We start from the raw sequence: 23,051 nt of genomic DNA on the forward strand, positions 1-23,051 counted from the left end.
CTTAACTGGAGGTTGTGTGATGATTTACCATCCAAAGACCAAACGTTATGGACTTGCCAGTGGTTGGCGCTCAGGGACGATGGTCTTGGCTTTCGCCTCCTTTGCCACACTTTTGGCATCGAGTGCGTCGGCCGACGTGATCGGCAATGTCATCCTGCAAGATTATCGCGGCGCAACGGCGACGCCGGATGGCGCTCAGGATGCGAAGCCCATCCACTATCAGGATCAGGTTTCCGCACTCGATACCGTGGAGACAGGAGAGGGTGGTGCCACCTCGATGCGCTTCCTCGACGAGACACGTTTTGACGTCGGTCCCAACGCGATGGTGAAACTCGACGATTTCGTGTTCGACCCGCTGAGCGCTATCGGATCCGGCAAGATCTCCATGGCTGTCGGCGCTTTCCGCTATGTCGGCGGCAAGATGAAGAGCGACGAAAACGTCAAGCTCAGCACGCCGACCGCGACGATGACCATTCGCGGTACAGAGTTGGTTATTTTTGTTGGCCTTGATGGCACGACAGAGATCAACATTGTCAGCGGTGCCGTCGACGTGCAGCCTTGTGACAAGCCGGATGCCGTCGCGGCCACGGCCGGCCAGCGCATCGTCGTGCCGACGACCTGTGCAGTCAGCGTGTTGGCAATTCGCCCAGTCATCGAAGATCTCGCAGCTCTCGACGTGCCGGCCGACCTTGGCGATTTTGCGACGGCGGCGGGCGGTGACGAAGGTGATCCGGGCGACGGCCCAGGACCCGATACGCGCGATCGCGACAAGGAAAAGAAAGAGGCAGCTCCACCGGAGCCCCCGAAAGCTGATCCGCCCGAGCCGACTGATCCGACAGGAGGAGAAGAAGGTGAAGAAGGTGAGGAAGGCGAGCAGGGCGAAGAAGGCGATGATCCCGGTGACCCTGAAGGCGACAACGAGTAAGCTTAGCGCTGATGTACGCATTGTGGATATAAGCGCTCCTGACGTTGCGTCCTAGCCACACTGCAAGGCAGATCGTGTTTGCACATGCGATAGCAGCTTGACGCTGCACCGCAGTGCACATTAAGTTTTACTAAATCAAAAATTGCTGCACGTTAGATGACCTGAGACTCTCGCGCATTGGCCAAGGGGGCTTCGATGAAGGTTGGGACCTGGTTTCGGGATGCGGTCATCGTCGGTGGCTGCTTCATTTCCCTGTCTGCGCTGACACAATCGGCTGTCGCATCGACCCTGGATTTTGAAAGCGTGGGAGTCGCCGGGTCTCAGGCGGCAATTTCTGACGGCTATGGCGGACTTACCTGGGACAATTTCTTTGTTCTCAACGGCGAGGACAAATACAGCGACAAGCCCGGCAACGGCTTTATCAACGGAACGGCATCCGGTGACTATGTCGCCTTCAATGGATTTGCCAAGCCGGCAGCGGTGGAACTCGCTGGCGGCTATTTCGATTTTGTTGGTGCCGCTTTTACCGCAGCGTGGAACGATGGTTTGAAGGTCGACATCGCGGGCTTCAGGGACGGCACCGAGGTCTATAGCCAGACCGTGACGCTCGACACCGAGTTTTATGCCAACCTGTTCTTCAATTGGCTGAAGATCGATCAACTGACCTTCAAGACTTATGGTGGTACGCAGATCGGATACGGTAGCGGGCACCAGATGGTGATCGACAATTTCCAGTACAATGTGGTCACGACGCCGATACCGCCTGCCTTCCTGCTGATGGCAACCGCCCTGGTTGGTCTTGGTGTGGCTGGCTGGCGGCGCCGTAAGCTGCCGGCTCTCACTAGCGCTTAGTTCCGCCACGCTGCTGCGGCCCACGCAGCAGGGCTCGCCTGCTGTGGTGAGAATTTTAACGATTACAATCGATAATAACACTTACCCCCACCTGGGAGGTAAGCGGTCGACGCTGTTTTCGCGTCAGCGATTTTTTCTATTACCTGTGAACTGGATCACAGCGGCGCGCGGCAAGTGATCCTAGGTTGATAGTCGTTATCGCGCGCTTCGGCGCTTCAGGAAAACGGTTCATCATCATGGCACGCAAGTCCAGCCGCCCCTTTGCCTATCCCCTCGCGTTTCTGGCGCTGGTGTTGGGGTTGTTGGTGGTCGAGAACCTGCCCGGCGACGCCAAGGCTGCTGCTGCGACGAGCCAGACTGTGGGCGTTCGGGCCGCAGATCTTGCCGATCTTCCGCTGATGTACGAATAGGCGCAGTCCTCCAACTCATTGCACGGGCTCTTAATTCGCGGCGTTTAGGCGCGTGCTCGAACTCTATGAACCTGTTCCTGCCTCACCGCGACGAACCACCCAGGACGGTCGGAGTTACAAAGATCATGAACAGAACGATTTTCACCCTTCAGCTGGGTGCTGCCCTCGTGCTGCTGGCGAGCGGTACCGCAATGGCGGAGCCGCGTATCGGCGCGGTGGTGCAGCGCGAGTATCTCGGCGCGGTCGCGGCCCCCAACGGGTCGACGGCCAGCCACGCCATCCTTTACAGCGATGCGGTTTTCGCCCTGGACACGGTGCAAACCGGTGCCCATGGCAGAACGGCGCTGGAATTTCTCGATCAAACCACCGTCGAAGTCGGCGCTGGTGCAGAGCTGCGCCTTGATGATTTCGTCTACGACCCGGCAAGCACCGAGGGTGCCGGCAAGATTTCCTTTGCCGTTGGCGCCTTCCGCTATGTCGGCGGCAAGATGACGACCGAGCAGAACATCCGCCTGTATACGCCGACAGCGACCATGGTCATCCGCGGCACCGAGCTGGTGATCTATGTCTGGCCGGATGGCAGGACTGAAGTAAATGTCATCTCCGGCGCGGTGGAAGTCTCGGCCTGCGGTGCCGGGGGGACTGGCAAATTGGCCATGACCGGTATGCAGGTCACCGTGATGCCGACCTGCGCGGTCCAGGTTGCAGCTGCCCCGGCGTTGCCCGAGGGCATGGCGGCACTTGAGCTACCCAGCCGCAAGCCGGAAGACCAGCCGAAGAATAAGGAAGACGGCGACGACGATCGCCCGGACCGCAAGAAGAGTGAGCAGGGTGGCAAATCACGGTCCCACGGTTCTCCTCCCGATACCAACGGCTTTGGCGGCTGATCGCGTGATCGACGGCGCGCCACACATCGACTATGAAATGGGCCACGCTGCAGCAGGGCCACAAGATGACCGTTCGGAACGCCTTCGAATCCGCCAACACCGCCTTTTACCGGGCCTTCGCCACGGCCGATTTCGCCGCCATGAGCCAGCTTTGGGCGGAAACCCTGGCCGTCTCCTGCTGCCATCCAGGCTCCGAACCGTTGCTCGGCCGGGCTGAAATCCTCAACTCCTGGCGCCAGATTTTCCTCCATGGGCAGCCGGCGGACATCAAATTCGTCTCCCAGCAGATGAGCGTCGTCGGCGACATCGGCATCGCCTGCGGGCTGGAGGTGATCGGCAACGGCCGCTTTGCCTGCACCAACCTTTACGCCCTGGAAGCCGGCGTCTGGCGCATGATCCATCATCAAGGCGGACCGGTCATACCCGCCACCCTGCGATCGGGGCCGCGGTCGCCCGATTCCGGTCAGCCAACCCGCCATTAGCTGCCAAAGCCGGGGGTAATAGCTTGGAACTGCAACGAGGTTTCGTTGCGCGGGCTGCCGCCGACCGGCATATTAACGTCCATGAAGCTGAGTCGGATCATTCTGCGGTGCCCCGGCACCGCTTCCCTTGCCGTGGCCGCCCTGTTCGCTGCCGCCCTATCTCTCGCGGCGCCGCTGCCGGCCCGTGCCGATTACGGTACCGGACTTGATGCCTTCAATGCAGGGGCCTTCGACCAGGCCTTTGCCGAATGGCAGAAGGCGGCACTCGGCGGTGATAAGCGGGCCCAGCATGCCCTTGGCCTGTTGCTGGAGAGCGGCCGCGGCACCAAGGCCGATCTTGCCCAGGCGGTGAAATGGTACGAGGCCTCAGCCGAGCAGGGCTTTGCGCCGGCCATGAACAATCTCGCCATGCTCTATGCCGAGGGCCGCGGCGTGAAGAAGGATCAGAACAAGGCCATCGCCTATTGGAGCAAGGCTGCGGAAGGGGGCAATGCCACCGCAGAATTCAATCTCGGTGTGCAGTACATGCTGGGCGAGGGTGTCCCGCATGACCAGAAGCAGACGGTGACGCTGTGGACCAAGGCGGCCGATGCCGGCAACGTGCAGGCGCAATACAATCTCGGCCTGCTTTATGATCGTGGCGACGGCGTCGATGCCAATGAAAAGCAGGCCGCCCATTGGATCGCCAAGGCAGCTGAATCCGGCTTGGCCGAGGCGCAGATCGATCTTGCCGAATTCTATCGCACCGGCCGTGGCGTCAACAAGGATCCGGACCAAGCCTATCAGTGGCTGGAAAAGGCGGCATCTACCGGCAGTCTCAAAGCAAAGCAGAAACTGACCGAACTGCCGAAGCCCAGCGCCAAGCCAGTTGCAGCGGCAGCTGCTGCCGAAGCTGCAGCACCAGCACCTGAGGCGCCGGCACCAGAAGCGCCAGCGACAAGCACACCGGCGGCCGAAACTGGCCATGCCGACACCGCCGCCGCTGAAGCACCCGCAGCGCCAGCGGCCCACGGTGCCCCGACGACCGGGAACGAGACGGCGACCGAGGCGGCTGCAACCCAAGAACCTGAAACGCACAGCACGGAAGGCGAGACGACACCAGCCGCCGAAGCGGATCAGCACGCGGCCGAGCCAGAACCGGCGGCTACAACAAATGCCCAGGTGACGGACTCCCAGGCTGCGATGGCGACCGCAGCCTTGCCGGCTACCGACGGCGATCATGCGCCGGAAGCGCACCAGCCTGTGGTGGAGGAATCTGCAGCTGGCGAAGAGCCGGCCGAGGTTGCGGAAGGTGAAGCGCCTGCAGCGGAACATGCTGCCGAGGACGAAGCGCCAGTTGCAGAAGAACCGGCTGCCGAAGGCGAGACTGAAGCAGAAGAAGTGCCACCTGCAGAAGAAGGTGCTGCGGCCGACGCAGCCGAAGAGCCCATTGAAGGCGAGGGCATCAAACAAGCCTTGCCACTGGCAGAGACACTGTCACCGCGTGAAAAAGTCTATCACATCTGGATGGACACGCGCGGAACGAAAGACTCTGCCACCAATGTGTTTTCGAAATTGCAGCTGGCCTTCAGGCCCGTGCTCGACAAGATACAGTTCGAAGTCAGGCCTTTCTTGAGCGCAAATGCGCCATCTTACCGGGTGTATGTGGGGCCGTTTAAGACCCTGAAGGATGCGCAGGCGATGTGCGACAATATTCATTCCCGCGTCAGCGGACAGTTCTGCCGCACCGTCATCAACTGACCCCGTGTCGGATACGCGACCTCTACCGATGTCAGATGCCCAGCCCGTGGTGACCGGCGCTGAAATGCGTGCGGCCGAGCAGGCAGCATTTGCGCGCGGGCAGGATAGCTTCGCCCTGATGCAGGCAGCGGGTGCTGCCGTTGCACAGGCGATCAAAAATGCATATCCCGCTGGCAACGTCTCAGCATTGATTCTGTGCGGGCCCGGCAACAATGGCGGTGACGGGTTCGTTGTTGCCGATCACTTGGCCCGCGCCGGCTGGCGAGTCTGCGTTGCATCAATGCGCCCGCGCACGGACTACAAGGGGGATGCCGGCAAGGCAGCCGCGGCATGGCAGGGCGATGTCGTCACCTGCGATCCCGCGCATCTGGCCTCCTTGCTAGCTGCTTCAACAGTTCTGGTTGATGCCTTGTTTGGCATCGGCCTTGATCGACCACTGCAAGGTGATACCGCCACGGTGATCGATCTCGTCAATCGATCCGGGGCGGACGTCTGGGCCGTCGATGTCGCCAGCGGGATTTCCGCCGACACCGGCCATGTCATGGGTGCCGCCATCCGCGCCGGCCATACCGTCACCTTTGGCTGGCCAAAGCCTGGCCATCTGCTGTTGCCGGGCCGCGCCCATGCCGGCGCATTGCAGGTGGCAACCCTTGGCCTCGACACTGAACCGGTACCGGCGGGTGTGTCGACCTTCGTCAACGAGCCGGGACTCTGGCTATCCGTTTTGCCACAGCCCGGATTGCAGGATCACAAATACAGCCGCGGCCATGCCTTGGTCATTGGCAGCAGCGACATGCCGGGGGCAGGGCGCCTCGCTTCACTCGCGGCACGGCGCATAGGTGCCGGCATGCTGAGCGTCGCCGCCCCAACGGCGACCTTGCCGCTCTATATGGCGGACCAGCCCGGCATCATCGCCCGCCCGGCGGCGCGGCCCGAGGATTATGTCGAGATCCTGATGGACCGGCGCATCTCCGGCGTGCTGGTGGGTTCCGGGCTGGTGCCGGACGCGGCGGCGCGGGAAGCCGTGCTGACATCGCTTGCCGCCGGTCGCCCGTCGGTGGTGGACGGCGGTGGGCTGACCGCCTTCGCCGACCGGCCGGAGGATCTCTTCACCCTGGGCCGTCCGGACGTCGTGCTGACCCCGCATGAGGGCGAGTTCGCCCGTCTTTTTCCGGATCTTGGCGCCGATATGGGCAAACTGGACCGCGTCCGTCAGGCCGCGCGCCGGGCCCGTTCCGTGGTGCTCCTCAAGGGCGCCGACACCGTCGTAGCGGCACCCGACGGCCAAGCCGCCATCGCCGGTGAGGCCAGTCCATATCTTGCGACCGCCGGATCGGGCGACGTCCTTGCCGGACTGATTCTGGGGCTGCTGGCACAAGGAATGCCGGCCTATCGTACCGCCGCTGCCGGCATCTGGTTCCATGCCCAGGCTGGCCTGTCTGTTGGCCCGGGGCTCATCGCCGAGGATCTGGCAGGGCAGATTCCAGCCTTGCTACGCCGGCTGGGGCGCTGACCGTGCATCCTGGGGATCGGTGGGATATTCGGCGTGCTGGCCCCAGTGACCAGGCCGCCTGCGCCACGATCTTCATTGCGACCGTTACGGCCACCTTTCCGAACGAACCGGCAGAGGGCCGGACGGCCGCCGCCTATGCCGCCAGCGTGGTTGGCGAAGAACAGTGGGTTGCTCGCCTGGATGGCAAGATAATCGGCTATATATCAGTATATTGGCCGACAAATTTCATCCATAGTCTTTACATTCTACCAGCGTTCCAGGGCCGCGGGGCGGGGCAGGCCTTGTTGGAGACCGTCCGCCAATGCGCCCTTGGCGATCTCGAACTGAAAACGGACAAAGGCAACCTGCGAGCCTATGCTTTCTACCTGCGCCAAGGCTGGCGGGTGGTGGGCGAGGGCATGGCTGCGACCGGTCCCTGGTGGCGCCTGCGGACGTATGGTGGTGTTCTCTGAGCGATACGCCCATCTAACCGCGGCCTTTTTCGCTTGTCGCTGGGGGCGGGGTGGGATACATCCCCGGCCCGGAACCGGTGCGATACCGGGGCTACGAGCTATTGCTTTGGCGCGGCTCGGAACGACCTTTGCGGGCGTGGCGAAATTGGTAGACGCGCAGGATTTAGGTTCCTGTGACGCAAGTCGTGTGGGTTCAAGTCCCTCCGCCCGCACCAATTGCCCCGAAATTGGTCGTTTCGCTGGTGCCGCGAGGCTCGTGACCCGATGTCGAACCTAGGATTTTGCTGAACCCTTTAGTCTGAAAGAGTGCTGCCATGCAGATCACCGAAACCCTGAACCAGGGCCTCAAGCGGGAATACAAGATCGCCGTCCCCGCCGCGCAGTTGCGTGAAAAGGTCGATGGCAAGCTGCTCGAGCTGAGCCACAAGCTGAAGATCCCCGGCTTCCGCCCGGGCAAAGTGCCGATGACGCTCCTCAAGCAGCGCTATGAGCAGTCGGTCATGGGCGAGGTGCTCGAAGAGAGCGTGCAGCAGAGCTCGCAGCAGCTCCTCACGGAGCGCAACCTGCGCCCGGCCGGCCAGCCCAAGGTCGAACTGGTTGGCGAATTCAAGGATGGTGCCGATCTCGAATTCTCGATGGCGATGGAAGTCATCCCCGACGTGACGCCGATGGATTTCACCACCGTGTCGCTCGAGCGCGTCGGCGTCGAGGTTCCGGATTCGGAAGTCGAAGACAGCCTGAAGCGTATCGCCAAGCGCCAGCGCGCCTCTGAGCCGGTGGCCGACGATGTCGCTGCAGCCAATGGCGACATCGCCGTCATCGACTTCGTCGGGTCCATCGACGGTGTCGAATTCGAAGGTGGCAAGGCCGACGGCCATTATCTCGAGCTGGGCTCGGGCACGTTCATCCCCGGCTTCGAAGAGCAGCTGGTTGGCGTGAAGAAGGGCGACAAGAAGACCGTGAAGGTCACCTTCCCGGCTGAATACGGCAATGCCGAGCTTGCTGGCAAGGAAGCGAGCTTTGCCGTGACAGCGCAGGAAGTGCGCCGCCTGAAGGATGTGCCGGTCGATGACGAGCTGGCGAAATCGCTGGGTCTTTCCGACCTCAATGAACTGAAGACCCAGGCGCGCGAGCGCATCGAAAAGGAATACGGCGCCGTGGCGCGTGCCCGCGTGAAGCGCAAGCTCCTTGACATCCTGGCCGACAATCACAACTTCACATTGCCTGAGAGCCTTGTCGAAGCCGAGTTTGGCGCCATCTGGCAGCAGATCGAAGCCGATCTGAAGGCCGATCGCCTGGACGAGGAAGACAAGGGCAAGTCGGAAGACGAGTTGAAGAAGGAATATCGCGAAATCGCCGAGCGCCGCGTGAAATTGGGTCTGCTGCTCTCTGAAGTCGGGCGCCAGAACAATATCCAGGTCCCGAACGAGGAATTGAGCCGCGCTCTCATTCAGGAAGCGCAGCGTTATCCGGGGCAGCAGCAGCAGGTGATCGAGTACTACCAGCGTTCGCCGGAAGCCCTGAACCAGCTGCGCGCGCCGCTCTACGAGGAAAAGGTCGTCGACTACATCCTCGAACGTGCCAAGGTTTCCGAACGCAAGATTTCGCCCGAGGCATTCGCTGCCGAAGGCGAGGCGGAACTCAAAGGCCGCCGCGACTAAGCTTTGGGTTTGCGATTCGGCAAATCGTTTCAGGTCCGAAAATTGATCGGTGCGCTGGAACGATTTGCCAGAATCCTTCCGCTCGCTAAGATCGCGCTTTAAGCACTTGGGTGAGTCGCCATTCGCGCCGCGGATGGCCGCCTACCCCATCTTGAGAGTGGATGATGAGAGACAGAGATCCCGTCGAGATCTACAACAATTACCTCGTGCCGATGGTGGTCGAGCAGACCAATCGCGGCGAGCGCTCCTACGACATTTATTCGCGACTCTTGAAAGAGCGCATCATCTTCCTGGTCGGTCCGGTCAATGACGGCATGGCGAGCGTTGTGTGTGCGCAGCTGCTGTTCCTGGAATCGGAAAACCCGAAGAAGGAAATCTCGATCTACATCAACTCGCCGGGCGGCGTCGTGTCGTCGGGCCTCGCGATGTACGACACCATGCAGTACATCCGGCCGGAAGTGTCGACGGTGTGCATCGGCTTGGCTGCCTCCGCGGGCTCGCTGCTGCTGACCGCAGGCGCCAAGGACAAGCGCTTCAGCCTGCCGCATTCGAACATCATGATCCACCAGCCCTCAGGCGGCTATCAGGGCCAGGCGACGGACATCGAGATCCACGCCAAGGAAATCCTGCGCACCCGCGACCGGCTGAACAAGATCTATGTCCGCCACACCGGTCAGGAACTGTCGGTGATTGAAAGTGCGATGGAACGCGACCGCTACATGACCCCGGAAGAGGCCAAGGAGTTCGGCCTCATCGACGTGGTGGTCAGCGAGCGGCCGATCCCGGACGATCTCAAGGACAAGATCTGATTCAGATCAGTTCGCAAGTCCGTGTTCCTGTTATGGTCATGGCCCGGGTTGGCGATTTGCGCCGTCCTGGGCCTTAACCTTTTGTGGACAAAACCTATCTAAAGTAGGTACGAGGCGGCATCGGGGGGATTTGTTTTGTTCTCCTGCACCCGCAGAAAGCCCAACGGCACCGCAGAAACACGTTGTGTCGTGTCGAACCGGGGGGCTAAATTGACCAAGAACGGGGCGATTCAGCCAACTGAATCAAGGCCGCCCGAAGCTCGAATGGATCGGAAATGAACAAATCCGCCAGCGGTGATTCCAAAAATACCCTCTACTGCTCCTTCTGCGGCAAGTCGCAGCACGAGGTGCGCAAGCTCATCGCCGGTCCGACGGTGTTCATCTGCGACGAATGCGTCGAGCTGTGCATGGACATCATCCGCGAGGAGCACAAGACCACCCTGGTCAAGTCCCGCGATGGTGTGCCGAGCCCCAAGGACATCTGCAAGGTCCTCGACGATTACGTGATCGGCCAGATGCATGCCAAGCGCATCCTGTCGGTGGCGGTCCATAACCATTACAAGCGCCTGGCGCATCTCGGCAAAAACAACGACGTCGAATTGGCGAAGTCGAACATCCTGCTGGTCGGCCCCACGGGTTGCGGCAAGACGCTGCTCGCCCAGACATTGGCGCGCATCATCGACGTGCCGTTCACGATGGCTGATGCGACGACGCTGACCGAAGCCGGCTATGTCGGCGAGGATGTCGAGAACATCATCCTGAAGCTCCTGCAATCGGCCGACTACAATGTCGAACGCGCCCAGCGCGGCATCGTCTATATCGACGAAGTCGACAAGATCAGCCGCAAGTCGGACAACCCCTCGATCACCCGCGATGTATCGGGCGAGGGCGTCCAGCAGGCGCTGCTGAAGATCATGGAAGGCACGGTTGCCTCGGTTCCGCCGCAGGGCGGCCGCAAGCATCCGCAGCAGGAATTCCTGCAGGTCGACACGACCAACATCCTGTTCATCTGCGGTGGCGCCTTTGCCGGGCTTGAGCGCATCATTGGCGCGCGCGGCCGGTCGGGTTCCGCGATCGGCTTTGGTGCCGACGTGCGTGGCCCGGACGAACGTGGCACGGGCGAGATCCTGAAAGAGGTCGAGCCCGAAGATCTGCTGAAGTTCGGCCTCATCCCCGAATTCGTCGGCCGTCTGCCCGTCGTGGCGACGCTCGAGGATCTCGACGAGCCGGCCTTGATCAAGATCCTGACCGAGCCGAAGAACGCGCTCGTGAAGCAGTATCAGCGTCTCTTTGAAATGGAAGATGTGCGCTTGGAGTTTGCCGAGGATGCACTTGGTGCCATCGCGCGCCGTGCCATCGCCCGCAAGACCGGTGCGCGCGGCCTGCGCTCGATCATGGAATCGATCCTGCTTGAATCCATGTTCGAACTGCCGGGCCTCGATGGCGTCGAAGCCATCGTCATCAGCCGTGAAGTGGTCGAAGGCAAGGCGAAGCCGCTCTACATCTACACCGACCGCCGCAGCGAAAGCTCGACTGGCGCGTAAGTTTCGTCAGTATGGAATTATGTGAAGGCCGGGCAGAAATGTCCGGCCTTTTCGTTTTTGCGCCTTTTCATCGCCTCCCCAGGCTTAACCCGGGGATCTGGTTTGACGGGGCTCTGTTCTCGCAATGGGAGACCGATGCCCGGGTCAAGCCCGGGCAAGACGATCCAGGTTGGCGATATCCGCCATCGTCAGACTTCGCTCACCCACCACATGTTCGAACCAGTCCGGCACCACGCGTGGGGCGCGGCCGTCGACATTGGGGGCGCTCAAGCCGGCGCGGACATGCGAGAGGCTCACCGTGCGGCTCTCGGTGCTGAACCTTGCCGCCGACCTGTCGGTGGCGACGCTGCCGTGGAGATGCTGGCCGGAGAAGGCGAGCATGTCGCCGGGCTCGATCACCACCGGCATCGCTTCAGACGCGGGCAGTTCTTCGCGCAGCACCGGCAGGACCGGATAGCTGTCGGCCTTGCCTTCGGCCATCAACCGCTTCAGCACCTCGAAATCCCACTCGGCGCTGGAGTTCGCAATGGGTTCGGCGAAATAGCGGGGATAGAACACGATCGTGCGGCCAGGCCCCACGGGGTAAAGCGGCGTCCACCAATTGATCTGCTGGCCAATGTTGGAGCCCCAATTGTCGCGGTGGGCGGGCAGGGGCATGATGCGCCGGCCGTGATGGCTGTCTTGCGCCGGCACCACGCGCAGCTGCAGCGGGTCCCAATAACAATCCTCCGAGGCAAGGCCCAGCTCGACCAGCGCACGCTTGAAGGCGGCGTTGATCCCGGCATCGGCCTTGAACGCTGCCCTGAGGCTTCGCACGCGCTTCAAATAATCGTCGGGGGCCAAGCGGGCTTCGGCATTCAAGGGATCGCCTTCGAACCCATCCCACAACACCACGTTGGCGAGCCGCGTGAGTTCGACCAACGCCGGCACGCGGCGCCAGACCAGGAGCGCGCCAGCCAGCACCTGGGCGCCGATCTCTGCCGTGTCGAGCTTGCCGTCGATGAAAGTGAGCCTGTCCATGACCACATCATCCCCGACCTGGGCCGGCGTGAATCCTCCGTCTCCGTCACCGATCCGCGCCAAAGCGGCAGGCCTTCTGCGGCAAAATCTCCGAAAATGCGGCATGTAGTCACAGCTTTTGCGTTGTACCAGTGACCGGTACGAGTCCTAGCCTTACTCGACGCAATAGTCGGAGGTCCGGGACACGACAGATGCCAGCCAAGATCCTCCCCTTCGCCCGGCCCGGCAGGTTGCTCACGCAAGCCGCATGGGATGACGATGATGCCATTGCCGGCACCATCGCCCATCCGGCCCTGGCCCAGCTTTACCGGCAATGGCGCCGCTGGACGGGGACGGAGAGTGGTGTTCCCGATCGCAACGAGATCACGCCGGAAGCCCTGCGCCCCTGGCTCGGCAACCTCGCCATCACCGACATCGAGCGCAATCCGATGCGCATCCGCTACCGCCTGGTCGGCACCACGCTGACCGAGCTGGTCGGCCACGAACTCACGGGCCGCTATGTCGACGAGCTTTACTCCCGCAAGGTGCGGCGCGAGGTGATGGAGGCCTATCGCGGCGTGGTCGAGGCAGGCCTGCCGCATTACCGTCACGCCCGGTTCTGGCTGGTGCTGAAGGCGCTGGGCTATCACCGCCTGATCCTGCCCTTCAGCGGCGACGGGCAGACGGTCGATACCTGCCTGCTTGCGATCTATCCCGACCGGCCGGAAGTGACCCGCGCCGCCGACTGGCAGAGCGGCATCGACCGGGCCGAGATCGCCGCCTGGTTCGGCCGGCCGAAACTCGTGAAAGAGCCCGACGAGCGCGAATCCGCACCGCGCCGCTGATCCCCCTCTGGTTGATTCCCGTCCAGGCAACTTGCCGTGTGTCACCCCGGGCCGCTATAAGCCCGGTAGTTCACGCATTTCTAGGGAAGCCGCCGCATGGAAGACGTCAAGGACAGCAACGGGACCATCCTCGCCGATGGCGATTCCGTGACCCTCATCAAGGACCTCAAGGTGAAGGGCAGCTCGATCACCCTGAAGCGCGGCACACGCGTCAAGAACATCCGCCTTACCAACGACCCGGCCGAAATCGAATGCAACGTCGAGAAGGTGAAGGGCCTGGTGCTGCGTACCGAGTTCCTGAAGAAGGCGTGACGCCCGCTACCCAGGCCTCACGGCGTCTGCACCATCTCTTCGCTGACACCGTATAGGCCATCGAGCCAGCCGACGATCTCGCGAGCGGCCGGATGCGTGAGTGCTGCATAGCGTGACCGCAATACGGCGCACGCCGTGCCGAAATAGCCTTCGACCAGCCCCAAGACAATTTGGCCCAACGTCATTTATCCAGAAACGGCGCCACGACATCCCGTGTCTCGGCGCTGCTGACCACCGGCACGATCTCGAAGGTGACGCCGAAACCGCGCCAGCCCAGTACCCACGCCTGCAGCAGCTTGAGATCGTCACATTCCATCACCTGGAAACAGCGCGCGAAATTGGGCTCGACCCAGCTGTCGACATAGCGCAACCCGTCGGGCAGCGACCGCCCCGCATCGCGCACGCGGGCGTAGACCGGCACCATGTCATTGTCCTTGAAGCGTTCAATCACCATGAACAGCATGAAGCCCCCTTGAACTGCCTTGCCAACGGCCATCGCTCCCGATATCTCCCGGGGTGTCCCAGGGAGTGGAGCCTAGCAGAAACAGGATGGCTGAGGCACACCCCCGCGACACGCCCCTGCGGCCAAATATGCCTTGATAAGGCCGGGAAATGGCTGCAGTTTGTGCGTGCAATTAAGCATGATGAAGCAGTTAGGCATAGTGGTGGGGATGCAAGATCACGCCGACGTTCCCAATATTCGAAATCTCCATGCCTATTGGCAAAGTCTTGCGGGCGGTGCCGTGCCGGACCGGAGCCAGTTCGACCCGGCGGCCATCAAGCCGCTACTGCCATACATCTGTATCGTCGATTTCGAGGAAGACCCGTTCCGCGTCTATTACCGGCTGACCGGCACCAAGGTCGACGAGTTCAACGGCTTCAACCTCACCGGCACCTATCTCGACCAGCTGATGAAGGACGACCCCAGCGGCGGGGCCGACCATATCCACGCCGCCTATCAGCGCTGCTGGGAAACCGGCTCGCCATGTTTCAGTTCTTATCCATGGCCAACCCGCTCCGGCGGCCACCTTGCCGTCAAATTCGCCATGTTCCCGTTCATGGTAGCGGGTGCCGTCCGGCAAGCCGTCGGCATCGAAGAATGGGAATACTCCTTCGAACCCATCGTCACCGAAGCGGTGCCGCTGGCGGCGGATAAGATCAAGACGAGCGAGTGAGGGGGCAGGCGGTTAATGTGCGCCTCGATAGAGTGCGCGCGGCCAACAGATTTCATCTGCAAGCTTTAACGTAACCATCTGGGCTCTTCATTCCCAGCCTTGCCCCGGCATCTGTATGTTTCACGTCGTGCCACCGAGTCCAATCACACTAGATCCCGAGGGCAAGCCTGAGGATAACGGCAGAGGAAGAAGCACGAAAGGCGTTCCAAACTCGCTGAACCCGCCCCCAACGTGGGGAGAGTGGGAGTAGCTGAAGGTCATTGGTGCTCAGAACTCACGCTCGAAATTATATGACCCATGGCCACCGTGTCAGTGCGAAAACGAACTCGACCACTGCTCTTGCCCAAGGCGCAAGAGAGGGATGTCTCGTGAGACTAGTGCCCGCCCAAAGCCGCTCGCTCACCAATAGGGGAGGTGACACCTAAAGCGCGATTAGCAACGTAGTGCCGCTGCTACAGCACCGAGTGATCAGGAGTGTTTGCTTGCGACTAGGGCGGCCTTTTCAAGTCCCGGGCGAGTTAGCACGTAACCATCTTTCGAATTGCCCTCAATCAACTTCTTTTTGTAAAGATCTCTTACAGCGTTGGATACCGCCTTCGAGTTTCGCCGATTCAAGGAATGCGTAATGCTGGAGAGTGGTAGCGGATCAGGAAAATGACTTTGTAGCAGTAGAGAAATTTCATCTGGCGCGGAGACGTTCGCATGAACCACCCGCCTTCCGGCAATATCTTCTACTATAGTTCCGATCGGTGAATTAATAAGGCTAATGGCTTTTCCCGCTTCCTCCATTGAAATATTGCTTGCGACGCGCACCAATTCAGCAAGAACCCATTGAGAACCACTATGGAGAAACTGCAGATCATAAGAATTTGGATCAACCTCTCCTTTGTGAACGATATTCCTCTTGCTTCTCAGCGCATACATTGCTCGTGCTATACGTGCTGCGCAAATTCTCAGGTCATCGCGCATATTCGCTGAGCGAGACTCTAGTGCCACAAGAAATTTATCTACGTCAGGCCTTTTAGCGTAGGTACCTGAGTCGAGATATTGCAGGCATTGAACGATCGTCTCGACAAATTTTCCAGGCGCCCCACGACCCAGGGTGCGAGTGGAGACATCATGCCGAATTTGCAGATAGTCTGCGATGAGATCTTTGCATAGCTCGGGCGGTAGCGAGCGGCCTAAAGCAGCAACGATAGCGGATAGATTCAAGCTACTCCCTTTCTTCTACCATGCCTCCAGATAGCATTCCGGCAACCGTCTTAACTCCGGCGGCAGTCAATCGGTAATCTTTCCGAGCTTGTTGAGCTTTTCCACTTTTACCAACCTGCTGAATTAGGGCCGGTTTTCGATCCTTAAGATTCGTCATGTCGCTTGTTATATTTTTTGACTGATGACCCAATGCTTTAAGTTCATCGTTGACTATTTGACCTGTAAAATTTTGCTGCTTCTGGCAAATCTGAAACCAGTATCCAACGACAAGCGCGCGCATAACTCCGGTGCTTGGTTGCGCTGCCTCAAGCAGTTGCCCCACATCGGCATACTCTGTTTGGCCTGCCGCGGCAGCACCTAGCACAGCAATCGGCGAAGACTGAGCCGTCAGTGAAATTAAATTAGTGGTTTTGAATCGATCAGCCGCATAGCGCAGGATGCGTTGCTGAGCTTCAGATTGAAGTGTTCCCAAAATACTTATGACTTTGGAAAGAGCAACAGCTTCTGCGTCGAGCGCATCATCACTATTCATTGACATTTCATTCCTCTGCCGTCGGTCAGCTCATTACCTATGCGCACTTGGAGCTGATCATGCTGTCTTTTTGATATCATGATTCAGGTGATTGATACCGCGCATTGAAATCGTTATGTCAGTTGGCGACGTGAAGTTGATGTAGCCATAGTCGTCACCGCGAGTGTTGATGAAGACCTGTCCAAACGCAGTGGGAATCTTTGTCTTGGTGTGTATGAAACACGTATAAATTTGATCCACATTGCAAGGAGAAATGCCAAGTTCTTCGTCCATAAATTTTGTAAACAATAGAATTCTCTCAGCCGTATTTTTTGGTTCATAAGCCGACATGAATTCATTGAGTTTTGCTGTATCAAGCTGCTTATCTAGTGACGGCTTGTGCGATGATACGCTTGCAGTTTCTCCCCCTTCCAGCGAACTACTTTTCCTAACGGAAGAAACACGCTTTCCTTTCTTCCTAGTTCTTGTCGTATCGTCTGTCTTAACTTCTCCTGCAGCTACTCGGCCGCCATCATCCGCATTGCCGCGACTATGTTCTGCTAGCGCTGACCTAAAATCTGAATAGATCTTGAGTACAAAGTCAGCCTCTCCTTCGACATCCAGCACGCCTTCTCGAAGGTCGATGTGCAATTTTGCCTGGGTCATAGTGGAAACTCACATAAAGGTGTATATATCTAATAATAGTGAATAAATCATATGTTGCAACATTTTAGTTGCTGTCGATTTGATGGGTGAACAGACCGCTCACCCCTTCCTTGCCTTCACCGAAAAACTCAGCGGCAAGCTCGGCTCTCCCGCCGGCATCCTAAACATCCGATCAACCCCCTCGACCATCTTCGGCCACATGGCCCAGGCGAGACTGTCGTGCTCGGTGAAGTAGGTGAGGGTGAGGCCGGCCTCTAACAGTGCGCCCAGGATCTCACCGATGCCATGGACGAATTCGTGGGTGCGGGTGTTGGCGATTTTAATGCCGTCGCCGGTATAGGTCTCGTCGGTCTCGAACTGCAGCGGCGTGCCGTCGCTGAAATAGGGGAAGGTCGGGCGGAGCGGGGCACTCGCATCCTGTGCGCCGCTCTTGACGGCATCTGCAGCCGAGACGCCATCCGCCACCTGATCGAGGGTAAAGGCGAAGGGATGGCCTTCAAGGAGATAAAGCTCGCCGCCCGGTTTCAGCATCGCCGCCACGACCTTGGCCCAGCCTTTGATGTCAGGCAGCCAGTTGATGGCGCCCCAGGTGACGTAAGCGCGGTCAAACCGGTCTCCGATGAGCGACGGTGCGTCATAGAGATTGCCCTCGACGAAGCGCGCATTGATACCAGCCTCACGCGCCAGTTCCCGCGCCGTGGCGATGGCATTGGGCGCAAAATCGAGCCCGGTCACCTGCGCACCGCGCCGCGCGAGGCACAAGGTGTCGAGGCCGAAATGGCATTGCAAATGGACGAGCGACTTGCCGCGGAGATCGCCCACCTCCCGCGCCTCGATCGGCAACAGGATGTCTTCACCGGCCAGGAACTCGCGGACACGGTAGAAGGGGGAGGCGGCATGGATCGGCACTACCTCGTCCCAGCGCGCCTGGTTGATCGCAAATGTCTCCTGATGGCTCATCGCCTGCCCCCCAAACTCCCTGGACCATTCCTAACACGGCGCGTAAATCTGGCAAAAGCGCTGGGGGATGCATGACGCCAAATCTGAAATCAGCTGGCCTGAAAACAACTGGCCTGAAAACAACTGGCCCGAAAACATGCACAGGGTCCTGCCTGTGCGGGCAGGTGGCTTACGAGATCGATCTGCCGTTCCAGATGTTCGTGAACTGCCATTGCAGCCGCTGCCAGAAAACGAGCGGCAGTAGCCATGCCGCCAACGCCCTGGTGCTGCCCACGGCATTCCGCTGGCTGCGCGGCGCCGAGCAGGTGGCGCGCTTTGATTTGCCGGAGGCACGGAGCTTCGCTGTTGCCTTCTGCCGGCACTGCGGGACTCGGCTGCCGCACAAGACGCGCGGCGGCAGCGGGATCATCGTGCCGACCGGCACCCTCGACGCCGATCCTGGCGAGCGGCCGAGCAAAAATCTGCATTGGGCGTCGCGTGCGGTCTGGCTTCAGACGGACGCGGATCTCCCCAACGAGAATTGAACCCGCTCAATTGTTTGGCGTGAGCGCTGGCAGCTCGCATGCGCGGCATTTTCGTGTGCATCGCAACAATATACTCTTAATAATAGTATTGCACATCAATTGCACAAAAAATAGGCATTGCTTAAGGTTTAGACAAATGATTAGATGTGTCATCTCCCGGTCACGTTGCACATCAGTCATACGGTGGAAATGCAAATCAACCCGCGCACTGGCATCAAGGCAAACCACGACCTGCCGATCACCTATGGCCAGCCCACGGCGTATGACCTGAAGACGACACGCGACCTTCCCGTGTGGAGACATCTGAACGAACTTTATGAGCGGCACCTCTCTGACCGGGGCGGGACGCTCGCCAGCTATATCCCGGAGCTCGCGACCGTCGAATCCGACCGGTTCGGCATCGCCTTCGCGACGACGGATGGCTTTGTCTATGAGGTCGGCGACGCCGCCGCCCAGTTCACCATCCAGTCGATTTCCAAACCGATCGTCTATGGCTTGGCCCTGCAGGATCATGGCCAGGAGGAGATGCTGCGCCGGATCGGTGTCGAACCCTCCGGCGATGCCTTCAACTCCATCAATTTCGACGAGCAGCACAACCGGCCGTTCAATCCGATGATCAATTCCGGTGCGATTGCGATCTGCGCCTCGATCATTGGATCGGGTCACCAGGAGCGCTACGCCCGAATCCTCGACATGTTTCGCCGCTTCACCGGCCGCTCGTTGGCGATCGACGAGGCCGTCTATCGTTCCGAAGCCCGCACCGGCAACCGCAACCGGGCGATCGCCTATCTGGAACTCAATGCCGGCATGATCGGCGGCGATGTCGACGAACATCTCGATCTCTATTTCCGGCAATGCTCGCTGCTGGTGACGCCGCGGGATCTCGCGGTCATCGGTGCGACACTTGCCAATGGCGGCCTCAACCCGGTCACCGGCGAGCGGGCGCTGGACGCCGAATATGTGCGCTCGGTGCTGTCGGTGATGAACAGCTGTGGCATGTACGACTATGCGGGCGGTTGGCAGTTCGATATCGGGTTGCCGGCCAAAAGCGGGGTAGGCGGGGGCATCACCGCCGTTGTGCCAGGCCATCTCGGCATCGGTGTCTTCTCACCGCGGGTCGATGCGGTCGGCAACAGTGTCCGTGGCGTCAAGGTTTGCGAAGATATCTCGCGCTATTTCAGGCTGCATCTCTTCGAGGAGCGGGGCAGCAGCCTGGTGCCGTTCCGGCGCATCTATCGCGGCGGCGAGATCCGGAGCAAGCGTATCCGGCGCCGGGATGACGCACGCCGGCTGGATCGCCAAGGGCACCTTATCGTCGTCTATGAATTGCAGGCGGAGCTGTCCTTCATCGAGGCCGAGCGTGTAACCCGCCGGATCATCGGCGACCAGGAAACGGCCACCCATTTCATCCTCGATCTCACGCGCGTCGTGCGCATCGATGCCATTGCACTTGAGCTGCTCAATACCGCCCGCGAGACATTGGAAGCGGCTGGCAAGACATTTGCCATCGTCACGGTATCGAGCGAAGTGCCGAGTGCCTTTGCACAGGACATGCATTTTCCCGATGCGGATATCGCCCTGGAATTCTTCGAGGACCGGCTGCTCGACATGCCGGAATCGAGCATGACAGCATCGAGCCTGACGGAGATCGCCGGCGACGCAGTCGCATTGCCGCTCGAACAGTTCGACCTGCTGTCGAGCATGTCGGATTCTGCCGTCGCGGCACTCCGGGCGCTTCTGCAGCTGCGTCCTTTCGCGGCCGGCGAGAAGCTGATCGCCCAGAACAGCGAGGCCGCCGAGCTGTTCTTCCTGACCCGCGGCCGGGTGGATGTCGCTGTCCCGGTCCGCTCGGGGCTCAGCCATCGCGTGAGTACGATTGATGCCGGCAATATGTTCGGCGAGCTGGCGCTGTTCGGGCGTGCACAGCGCACGGCGGATGTCATCCCGGCAACCGATGGCGAAGCGCTGGTGCTTAGTGCCGACGGCATGGCGCGGCTACGGGACGAACATGCCGAAGCCTATACCGGCTTGCTGCTCGCCGTCGGCAGCAGCCTCACGGACCGGCTGCGCCGCGCCAACGCCGAAATCCGCGCCCTCAGCAAATAGCCGGTCGTGTGCCGGGCCAAATGGTCGTCCAGGCGATCACAGCGGCCGCTCGTACATGACCTCAAAGGGTTTGAAGCCGGATTTCGCATAGGCGTTGCAGGCGACGCCATTGTCGGCGAGCGCGTTGATGCGCAGGCGCGTGAGGCCGAGGCCGATCCTCGTGAAATGCGCCGCCATCTGGTCGATAAGCTGGGCGGCAAGGCCGGTGCCCCTTTGTTCCGGAACGATGAAGATGTCCGAGATATAGGCGTAGCGGGTTGAATCCGGCGTCTCCATCGGCCAGGGCTCGTCGACGACATGGCCGGCCACAAGGCCGATAGGCAGGCCGGCGTGTTCGGCGATCAGCATCAGGCCATGCTGTCTGGCGAGGATGTCGAACAGCATCTCGAGATAGGCGTGGGTATGCGGCAGACCCGGCAACCGGGTTTCACTCAGCACACGCTCATGCTCCTGGAGCGCCACTTCGCAGCGGAATACCCAATCGTAATCGGCAGGTTGATAGGGCCGGAACTGAAAGGTCATCGGACACCTGGACAGTCGATATATTGGGATCGGCGATCTCGGCAGAGATACTCCCGGCGGCCCGCCGCGCCAACCATCCAATATTTTCCATAATATATATTATGCGACTAACGGATATAGGAAAACCCAGCCGTATCGAGCTTTCTCCGCAACGTCGGCCACGCACACCCGGATCGTCAGCCCTCATCCCAGACGCAAGGAATTGTTAAACCTGTCGCCATAGATTGGCGCCATGCGAAACGGCAGCGACGCCACGGCACAGCGACGGGATCCGGTACCGGCCAAAGTCAGCACCTTGCTGGCCATGGCCGCGGCCGCCAAAAGCTCTGGCGACTATCTCTCTGGCGCGCAGCATGCCCGGGCTGCCGCCGACCTCGCCCATGCCCAGCATGACCCGGCGAGCGAAGCCGTAGCCTTGCGGCTCCTTGCCGAACAGCAGATCTGCCTCGGCGATCATGAAGCAGCGGTCAATGAGGCCGAGGCCAGCCTCCTCATCTGCGGCGAGCTTGGCGACGATGCCGGCACCTCACGCACGCTCAATGTGAAGGCGTTTGCGCTGATGGAGCTCGGGCTCCATGAAGAAGCCCTCACCGCCATGGCAGCCAGCCTCGAACTCGCCACCAAGCTCAAGGACAACGAACTCCTTTATTGGGTCTATAACCGGACCGGGACGATCCATGCGAGCTTTGGCAATTACCGCCAGGCCGACACGTTCCTGCTCCATGCCAAGGCTTTTTCCAAGAATCTGGATGCGCAGGAGCAATTCTGCATCCTCAACAACCTCTCCGACAATGCCGTGGGCCTGGTCTCGCTGCTGCGCGAGCGCAAGGACGAGGATGGCGCCCAAAAGGCACTGTTGCCGGGTTTGCAGAATGCCTGGGATGCCCTGGCCCTGGCACAGGAAGCCCGCCATCCCTATCGCCAAGCGATCTCGCTCGCCAATCTCGGGCGCCTGCTGACGCTGAACGGCGAGTTCGACCGCGCCCTGGGTTGCCTCAACGACGCCAAGGACATTGCGCTCAAGCACGGCTACCGGTCGCTGGAGCTCGACGCCATCCTCGGTGTCGCCCTGGTCCAGGAAGCGCTGGGTAATTTCGATGCGGCGATTGCGGAACTCTCCACCATCCTGGGTGCTGCCGCCGATGTCGGCGAAAAGCCAGTCATCCTGCGTACGCTGATGGCGCTCTCCAAGGCCTATCAGGGGACCGGCAACTTCCGCGCAGCCCTTGATCATTTCAAGCAATATCACGAGCTTGAGGCGGAGATTAAATCCACCATCGCCGACACCCGCGCCCGCCTCCTCGCAAGCCATCTGGACCTGGAAAAGGCCCGGCTGGAAATCGAGCAGCACCGCCAGCGCAGCAGCGAGCTGGAGGTTGAAAAGCTGGCCCTGCAGCGCCGCGCCAGCGATCTCGACCGCCAGGCGCATCAGGACAAGCTCACCGGCCTGTGGAACCGCCGGCATGTCGAAGCGCAGTTCCCAGCCATGCTCGCCGATGCTGCGGCCGGCACGCCGGTCAGCGTCGCCCTCGCCGATATCGATTTCTTCAAGAGGGTCAACGATACCCACGGCCATCCACTCGGTGACCGGGTGCTGCAGCAAGTGGCCACCATCCTGCGCAAGAACAGCAGGCCGACCGACCTTGTCGCCCGCTGGGGTGGCGAGGAGTTCATGCTGGTCTTTACCGGTGCTACCCTGGCGACCGCCCGGGAAGCCTGCGAACGGATGCGGCTGGCCGTGGCGCGGCACAACTGGTCGCAACTGGCCATCGGCCTTGGCGTGACTCTCAGCTTTGGCCTCAGCCATCTAGGCGACGGCGTCACACCCGAGGCATTGATCGCTGCCGCCGATGCAAGGCTCTACACCGCCAAGCTGAACGGCCGCGACCGGGTCGAGCCACAGATTCTGGGCCAGCGAAACGATTAGCTAATCGATTAGCTAAT

25 protein-coding genes and 1 tRNA gene are annotated in these 23,051 nt (G+C 60.5%); 18 read left to right on the forward strand and 8 right to left on the reverse strand.

Annotated elements, in window-relative coordinates:
- Positions 1-19 precede the first annotated feature (19 nt).
- The 12 genes from AC1DWZ_RS14060 (at position 20) to clpX (ending at position 11,275) form a co-directional block, all read left to right on the forward strand.
- The gene (locus AC1DWZ_RS14060; RefSeq protein ID WP_477169543.1) at positions 20-925 is read left to right on the forward strand and encodes a FecR family protein; all 906 of its coding nucleotides are present in this window, start codon (positions 20-22) and stop codon (positions 923-925) included.
- A gap of 195 nt (positions 926-1,120) precedes the next feature.
- Entirely contained in the window at positions 1,121-1,777 is a 657-nt protein-coding gene (locus AC1DWZ_RS14065; protein WP_477169544.1) for a hypothetical protein, read from the forward strand.
- 236 nt (positions 1,778-2,013) lie between these two features.
- Entirely contained in the window at positions 2,014-2,187 is a 174-nt protein-coding gene (locus AC1DWZ_RS14070) for a hypothetical protein (protein ID WP_477169545.1), read from the forward strand.
- A gap of 125 nt (positions 2,188-2,312) precedes the next feature.
- Entirely contained in the window at positions 2,313-3,074 is a 762-nt protein-coding gene (locus tag AC1DWZ_RS14075; RefSeq protein ID WP_477169546.1) for a FecR family protein, read from the forward strand.
- Between the two features lie 65 nt (positions 3,075-3,139).
- Positions 3,140-3,556 carry a nuclear transport factor 2 family protein gene (locus AC1DWZ_RS14080; protein ID WP_477169547.1) on the forward strand — a complete coding sequence of 139 codons (417 nt, stop codon included), beginning with the start codon at positions 3,140-3,142 and terminating at the stop codon, positions 3,554-3,556.
- An 81-nt stretch (positions 3,557-3,637) separates the two neighbouring features.
- Positions 3,638-5,296 (forward strand): tetratricopeptide repeat protein, encoded by a 1,659-nt coding sequence (locus tag AC1DWZ_RS14085; protein ID WP_477169548.1) that lies wholly within the window; start codon positions 3,638-3,640, stop codon positions 5,294-5,296.
- A 28-nt stretch (positions 5,297-5,324) separates the two neighbouring features.
- The gene (locus AC1DWZ_RS14090; protein WP_477169549.1) at positions 5,325-6,809 is read left to right on the forward strand and encodes an NAD(P)H-hydrate dehydratase; all 1,485 of its coding nucleotides are present in this window, start codon (positions 5,325-5,327) and stop codon (positions 6,807-6,809) included.
- 2 nt (positions 6,810-6,811) lie between these two features.
- Positions 6,812-7,261, forward strand: a complete 450-nt coding sequence (locus AC1DWZ_RS14095) for an N-acetyltransferase family protein (protein ID WP_477169550.1) — start codon at positions 6,812-6,814, stop codon at positions 7,259-7,261.
- A 130-nt stretch (positions 7,262-7,391) separates the two neighbouring features.
- Positions 7,392-7,476 (forward strand) — tRNA-Leu (locus tag AC1DWZ_RS14100).
- 99 nt (positions 7,477-7,575) lie between these two features.
- The gene (gene tig, locus AC1DWZ_RS14105; RefSeq protein WP_477169551.1) at positions 7,576-8,922 is read left to right on the forward strand and encodes a trigger factor; all 1,347 of its coding nucleotides are present in this window, start codon (positions 7,576-7,578) and stop codon (positions 8,920-8,922) included.
- A gap of 164 nt (positions 8,923-9,086) precedes the next feature.
- Positions 9,087-9,731: an ATP-dependent Clp protease proteolytic subunit gene (locus AC1DWZ_RS14110; protein ID WP_477169787.1), complete on the forward strand. Its 645-nt coding sequence runs from the start codon at positions 9,087-9,089 to the stop codon at positions 9,729-9,731.
- Between the two features lie 275 nt (positions 9,732-10,006).
- Entirely contained in the window at positions 10,007-11,275 is a 1,269-nt protein-coding gene (gene clpX, locus AC1DWZ_RS14115) for an ATP-dependent Clp protease ATP-binding subunit ClpX (protein ID WP_477169552.1), read from the forward strand.
- A 144-nt stretch (positions 11,276-11,419) separates the two neighbouring features.
- Here clpX and AC1DWZ_RS14120 read toward each other — a convergent pair whose 3' ends face one another.
- The gene (locus AC1DWZ_RS14120) at positions 11,420-12,295 is read right to left on the reverse strand and encodes a hypothetical protein (protein ID WP_477169553.1); all 876 of its coding nucleotides are present in this window, start codon (positions 12,293-12,295) and stop codon (positions 11,420-11,422) included.
- Positions 12,296-12,486: 191 nt separating this feature from the next.
- On the opposite strand from AC1DWZ_RS14120, the gene AC1DWZ_RS14125 reads away from it, so the two are divergent.
- Both AC1DWZ_RS14125 and AC1DWZ_RS14130 read left to right on the forward strand, forming a co-directional pair.
- Positions 12,487-13,119, forward strand: a complete 633-nt coding sequence (locus AC1DWZ_RS14125) for a PAS domain-containing protein (protein ID WP_477169554.1) — start codon at positions 12,487-12,489, stop codon at positions 13,117-13,119.
- 96 nt (positions 13,120-13,215) lie between these two features.
- The gene (locus AC1DWZ_RS14130) at positions 13,216-13,431 is read left to right on the forward strand and encodes a zinc ribbon domain-containing protein YjdM (RefSeq protein ID WP_477169555.1); all 216 of its coding nucleotides are present in this window, start codon (positions 13,216-13,218) and stop codon (positions 13,429-13,431) included.
- Between the two features lie 17 nt (positions 13,432-13,448).
- Here the strand turns inward: AC1DWZ_RS14130 and AC1DWZ_RS14135 are convergent, their stop codons facing one another.
- The gene (locus AC1DWZ_RS14135) at positions 13,449-13,610 is read right to left on the reverse strand and encodes a hypothetical protein (protein WP_477169556.1); all 162 of its coding nucleotides are present in this window, start codon (positions 13,608-13,610) and stop codon (positions 13,449-13,451) included.
- Positions 13,611-13,612: 2 nt separating this feature from the next.
- Entirely contained in the window at positions 13,613-13,927 is a 315-nt protein-coding gene (locus AC1DWZ_RS14140) for a DUF3303 domain-containing protein (RefSeq protein ID WP_477169557.1), read from the reverse strand.
- Between the two features lie 175 nt (positions 13,928-14,102).
- Here AC1DWZ_RS14140 and AC1DWZ_RS14145 point away from each other — a divergent pair, with 175 nt between their 5' ends.
- Complete coding sequence (locus AC1DWZ_RS14145; protein ID WP_477169558.1) at positions 14,103-14,606, forward strand: PAS domain-containing protein; 504 nt, start codon at positions 14,103-14,105, stop codon at positions 14,604-14,606.
- A gap of 468 nt (positions 14,607-15,074) precedes the next feature.
- On the opposite strand, the gene AC1DWZ_RS14150 is transcribed toward AC1DWZ_RS14145, so the two are convergent.
- The 4 genes from AC1DWZ_RS14150 to AC1DWZ_RS14165 form a co-directional block, all read right to left on the reverse strand.
- Positions 15,075-15,818 (reverse strand): hypothetical protein, encoded by a 744-nt coding sequence (locus AC1DWZ_RS14150; RefSeq protein WP_477169559.1) that lies wholly within the window; start codon positions 15,816-15,818, stop codon positions 15,075-15,077.
- Between the two features lies 1 nt (position 15,819).
- The gene (locus tag AC1DWZ_RS14155) at positions 15,820-16,356 is read right to left on the reverse strand and encodes a hypothetical protein (RefSeq protein ID WP_477169560.1); all 537 of its coding nucleotides are present in this window, start codon (positions 16,354-16,356) and stop codon (positions 15,820-15,822) included.
- Between the two features lie 51 nt (positions 16,357-16,407).
- Entirely contained in the window at positions 16,408-16,995 is a 588-nt protein-coding gene (locus tag AC1DWZ_RS14160) for a hypothetical protein (protein WP_477169561.1), read from the reverse strand.
- A gap of 99 nt (positions 16,996-17,094) precedes the next feature.
- Positions 17,095-17,955, reverse strand: a complete 861-nt coding sequence (locus AC1DWZ_RS14165; RefSeq protein WP_477169562.1) for a class I SAM-dependent methyltransferase — start codon at positions 17,953-17,955, stop codon at positions 17,095-17,097.
- Positions 17,956-18,026: 71 nt separating this feature from the next.
- On the opposite strand from AC1DWZ_RS14165, the gene AC1DWZ_RS14170 reads away from it, so the two are divergent.
- Together AC1DWZ_RS14170 and glsA are read left to right on the forward strand one after the other, a co-directional pair.
- Positions 18,027-18,479 (forward strand): GFA family protein, encoded by a 453-nt coding sequence (locus AC1DWZ_RS14170; RefSeq protein ID WP_477169563.1) that lies wholly within the window; start codon positions 18,027-18,029, stop codon positions 18,477-18,479.
- 189 nt (positions 18,480-18,668) lie between these two features.
- The gene (glsA, locus tag AC1DWZ_RS14175) at positions 18,669-20,585 is read left to right on the forward strand and encodes a glutaminase A (protein WP_477169788.1); all 1,917 of its coding nucleotides are present in this window, start codon (positions 18,669-18,671) and stop codon (positions 20,583-20,585) included.
- A 36-nt stretch (positions 20,586-20,621) separates the two neighbouring features.
- Here the strand turns inward: glsA and AC1DWZ_RS14180 are convergent, their stop codons facing one another.
- Complete coding sequence (locus AC1DWZ_RS14180) at positions 20,622-21,107, reverse strand: N-acetyltransferase family protein (RefSeq protein WP_477169564.1); 486 nt, start codon at positions 21,105-21,107, stop codon at positions 20,622-20,624.
- A 232-nt stretch (positions 21,108-21,339) separates the two neighbouring features.
- Between AC1DWZ_RS14180 and AC1DWZ_RS14185 the strand changes: the two genes are divergently transcribed.
- Positions 21,340-23,034: a diguanylate cyclase domain-containing protein gene (locus AC1DWZ_RS14185; RefSeq protein ID WP_477169565.1), complete on the forward strand. Its 1,695-nt coding sequence runs from the start codon at positions 21,340-21,342 to the stop codon at positions 23,032-23,034.
- The last annotated feature ends 17 nt before the right edge of the window (positions 23,035-23,051 follow it).

The sequence above is a fragment of the Dongia sp. P2_B8 genome, assembly GCF_056404715.1.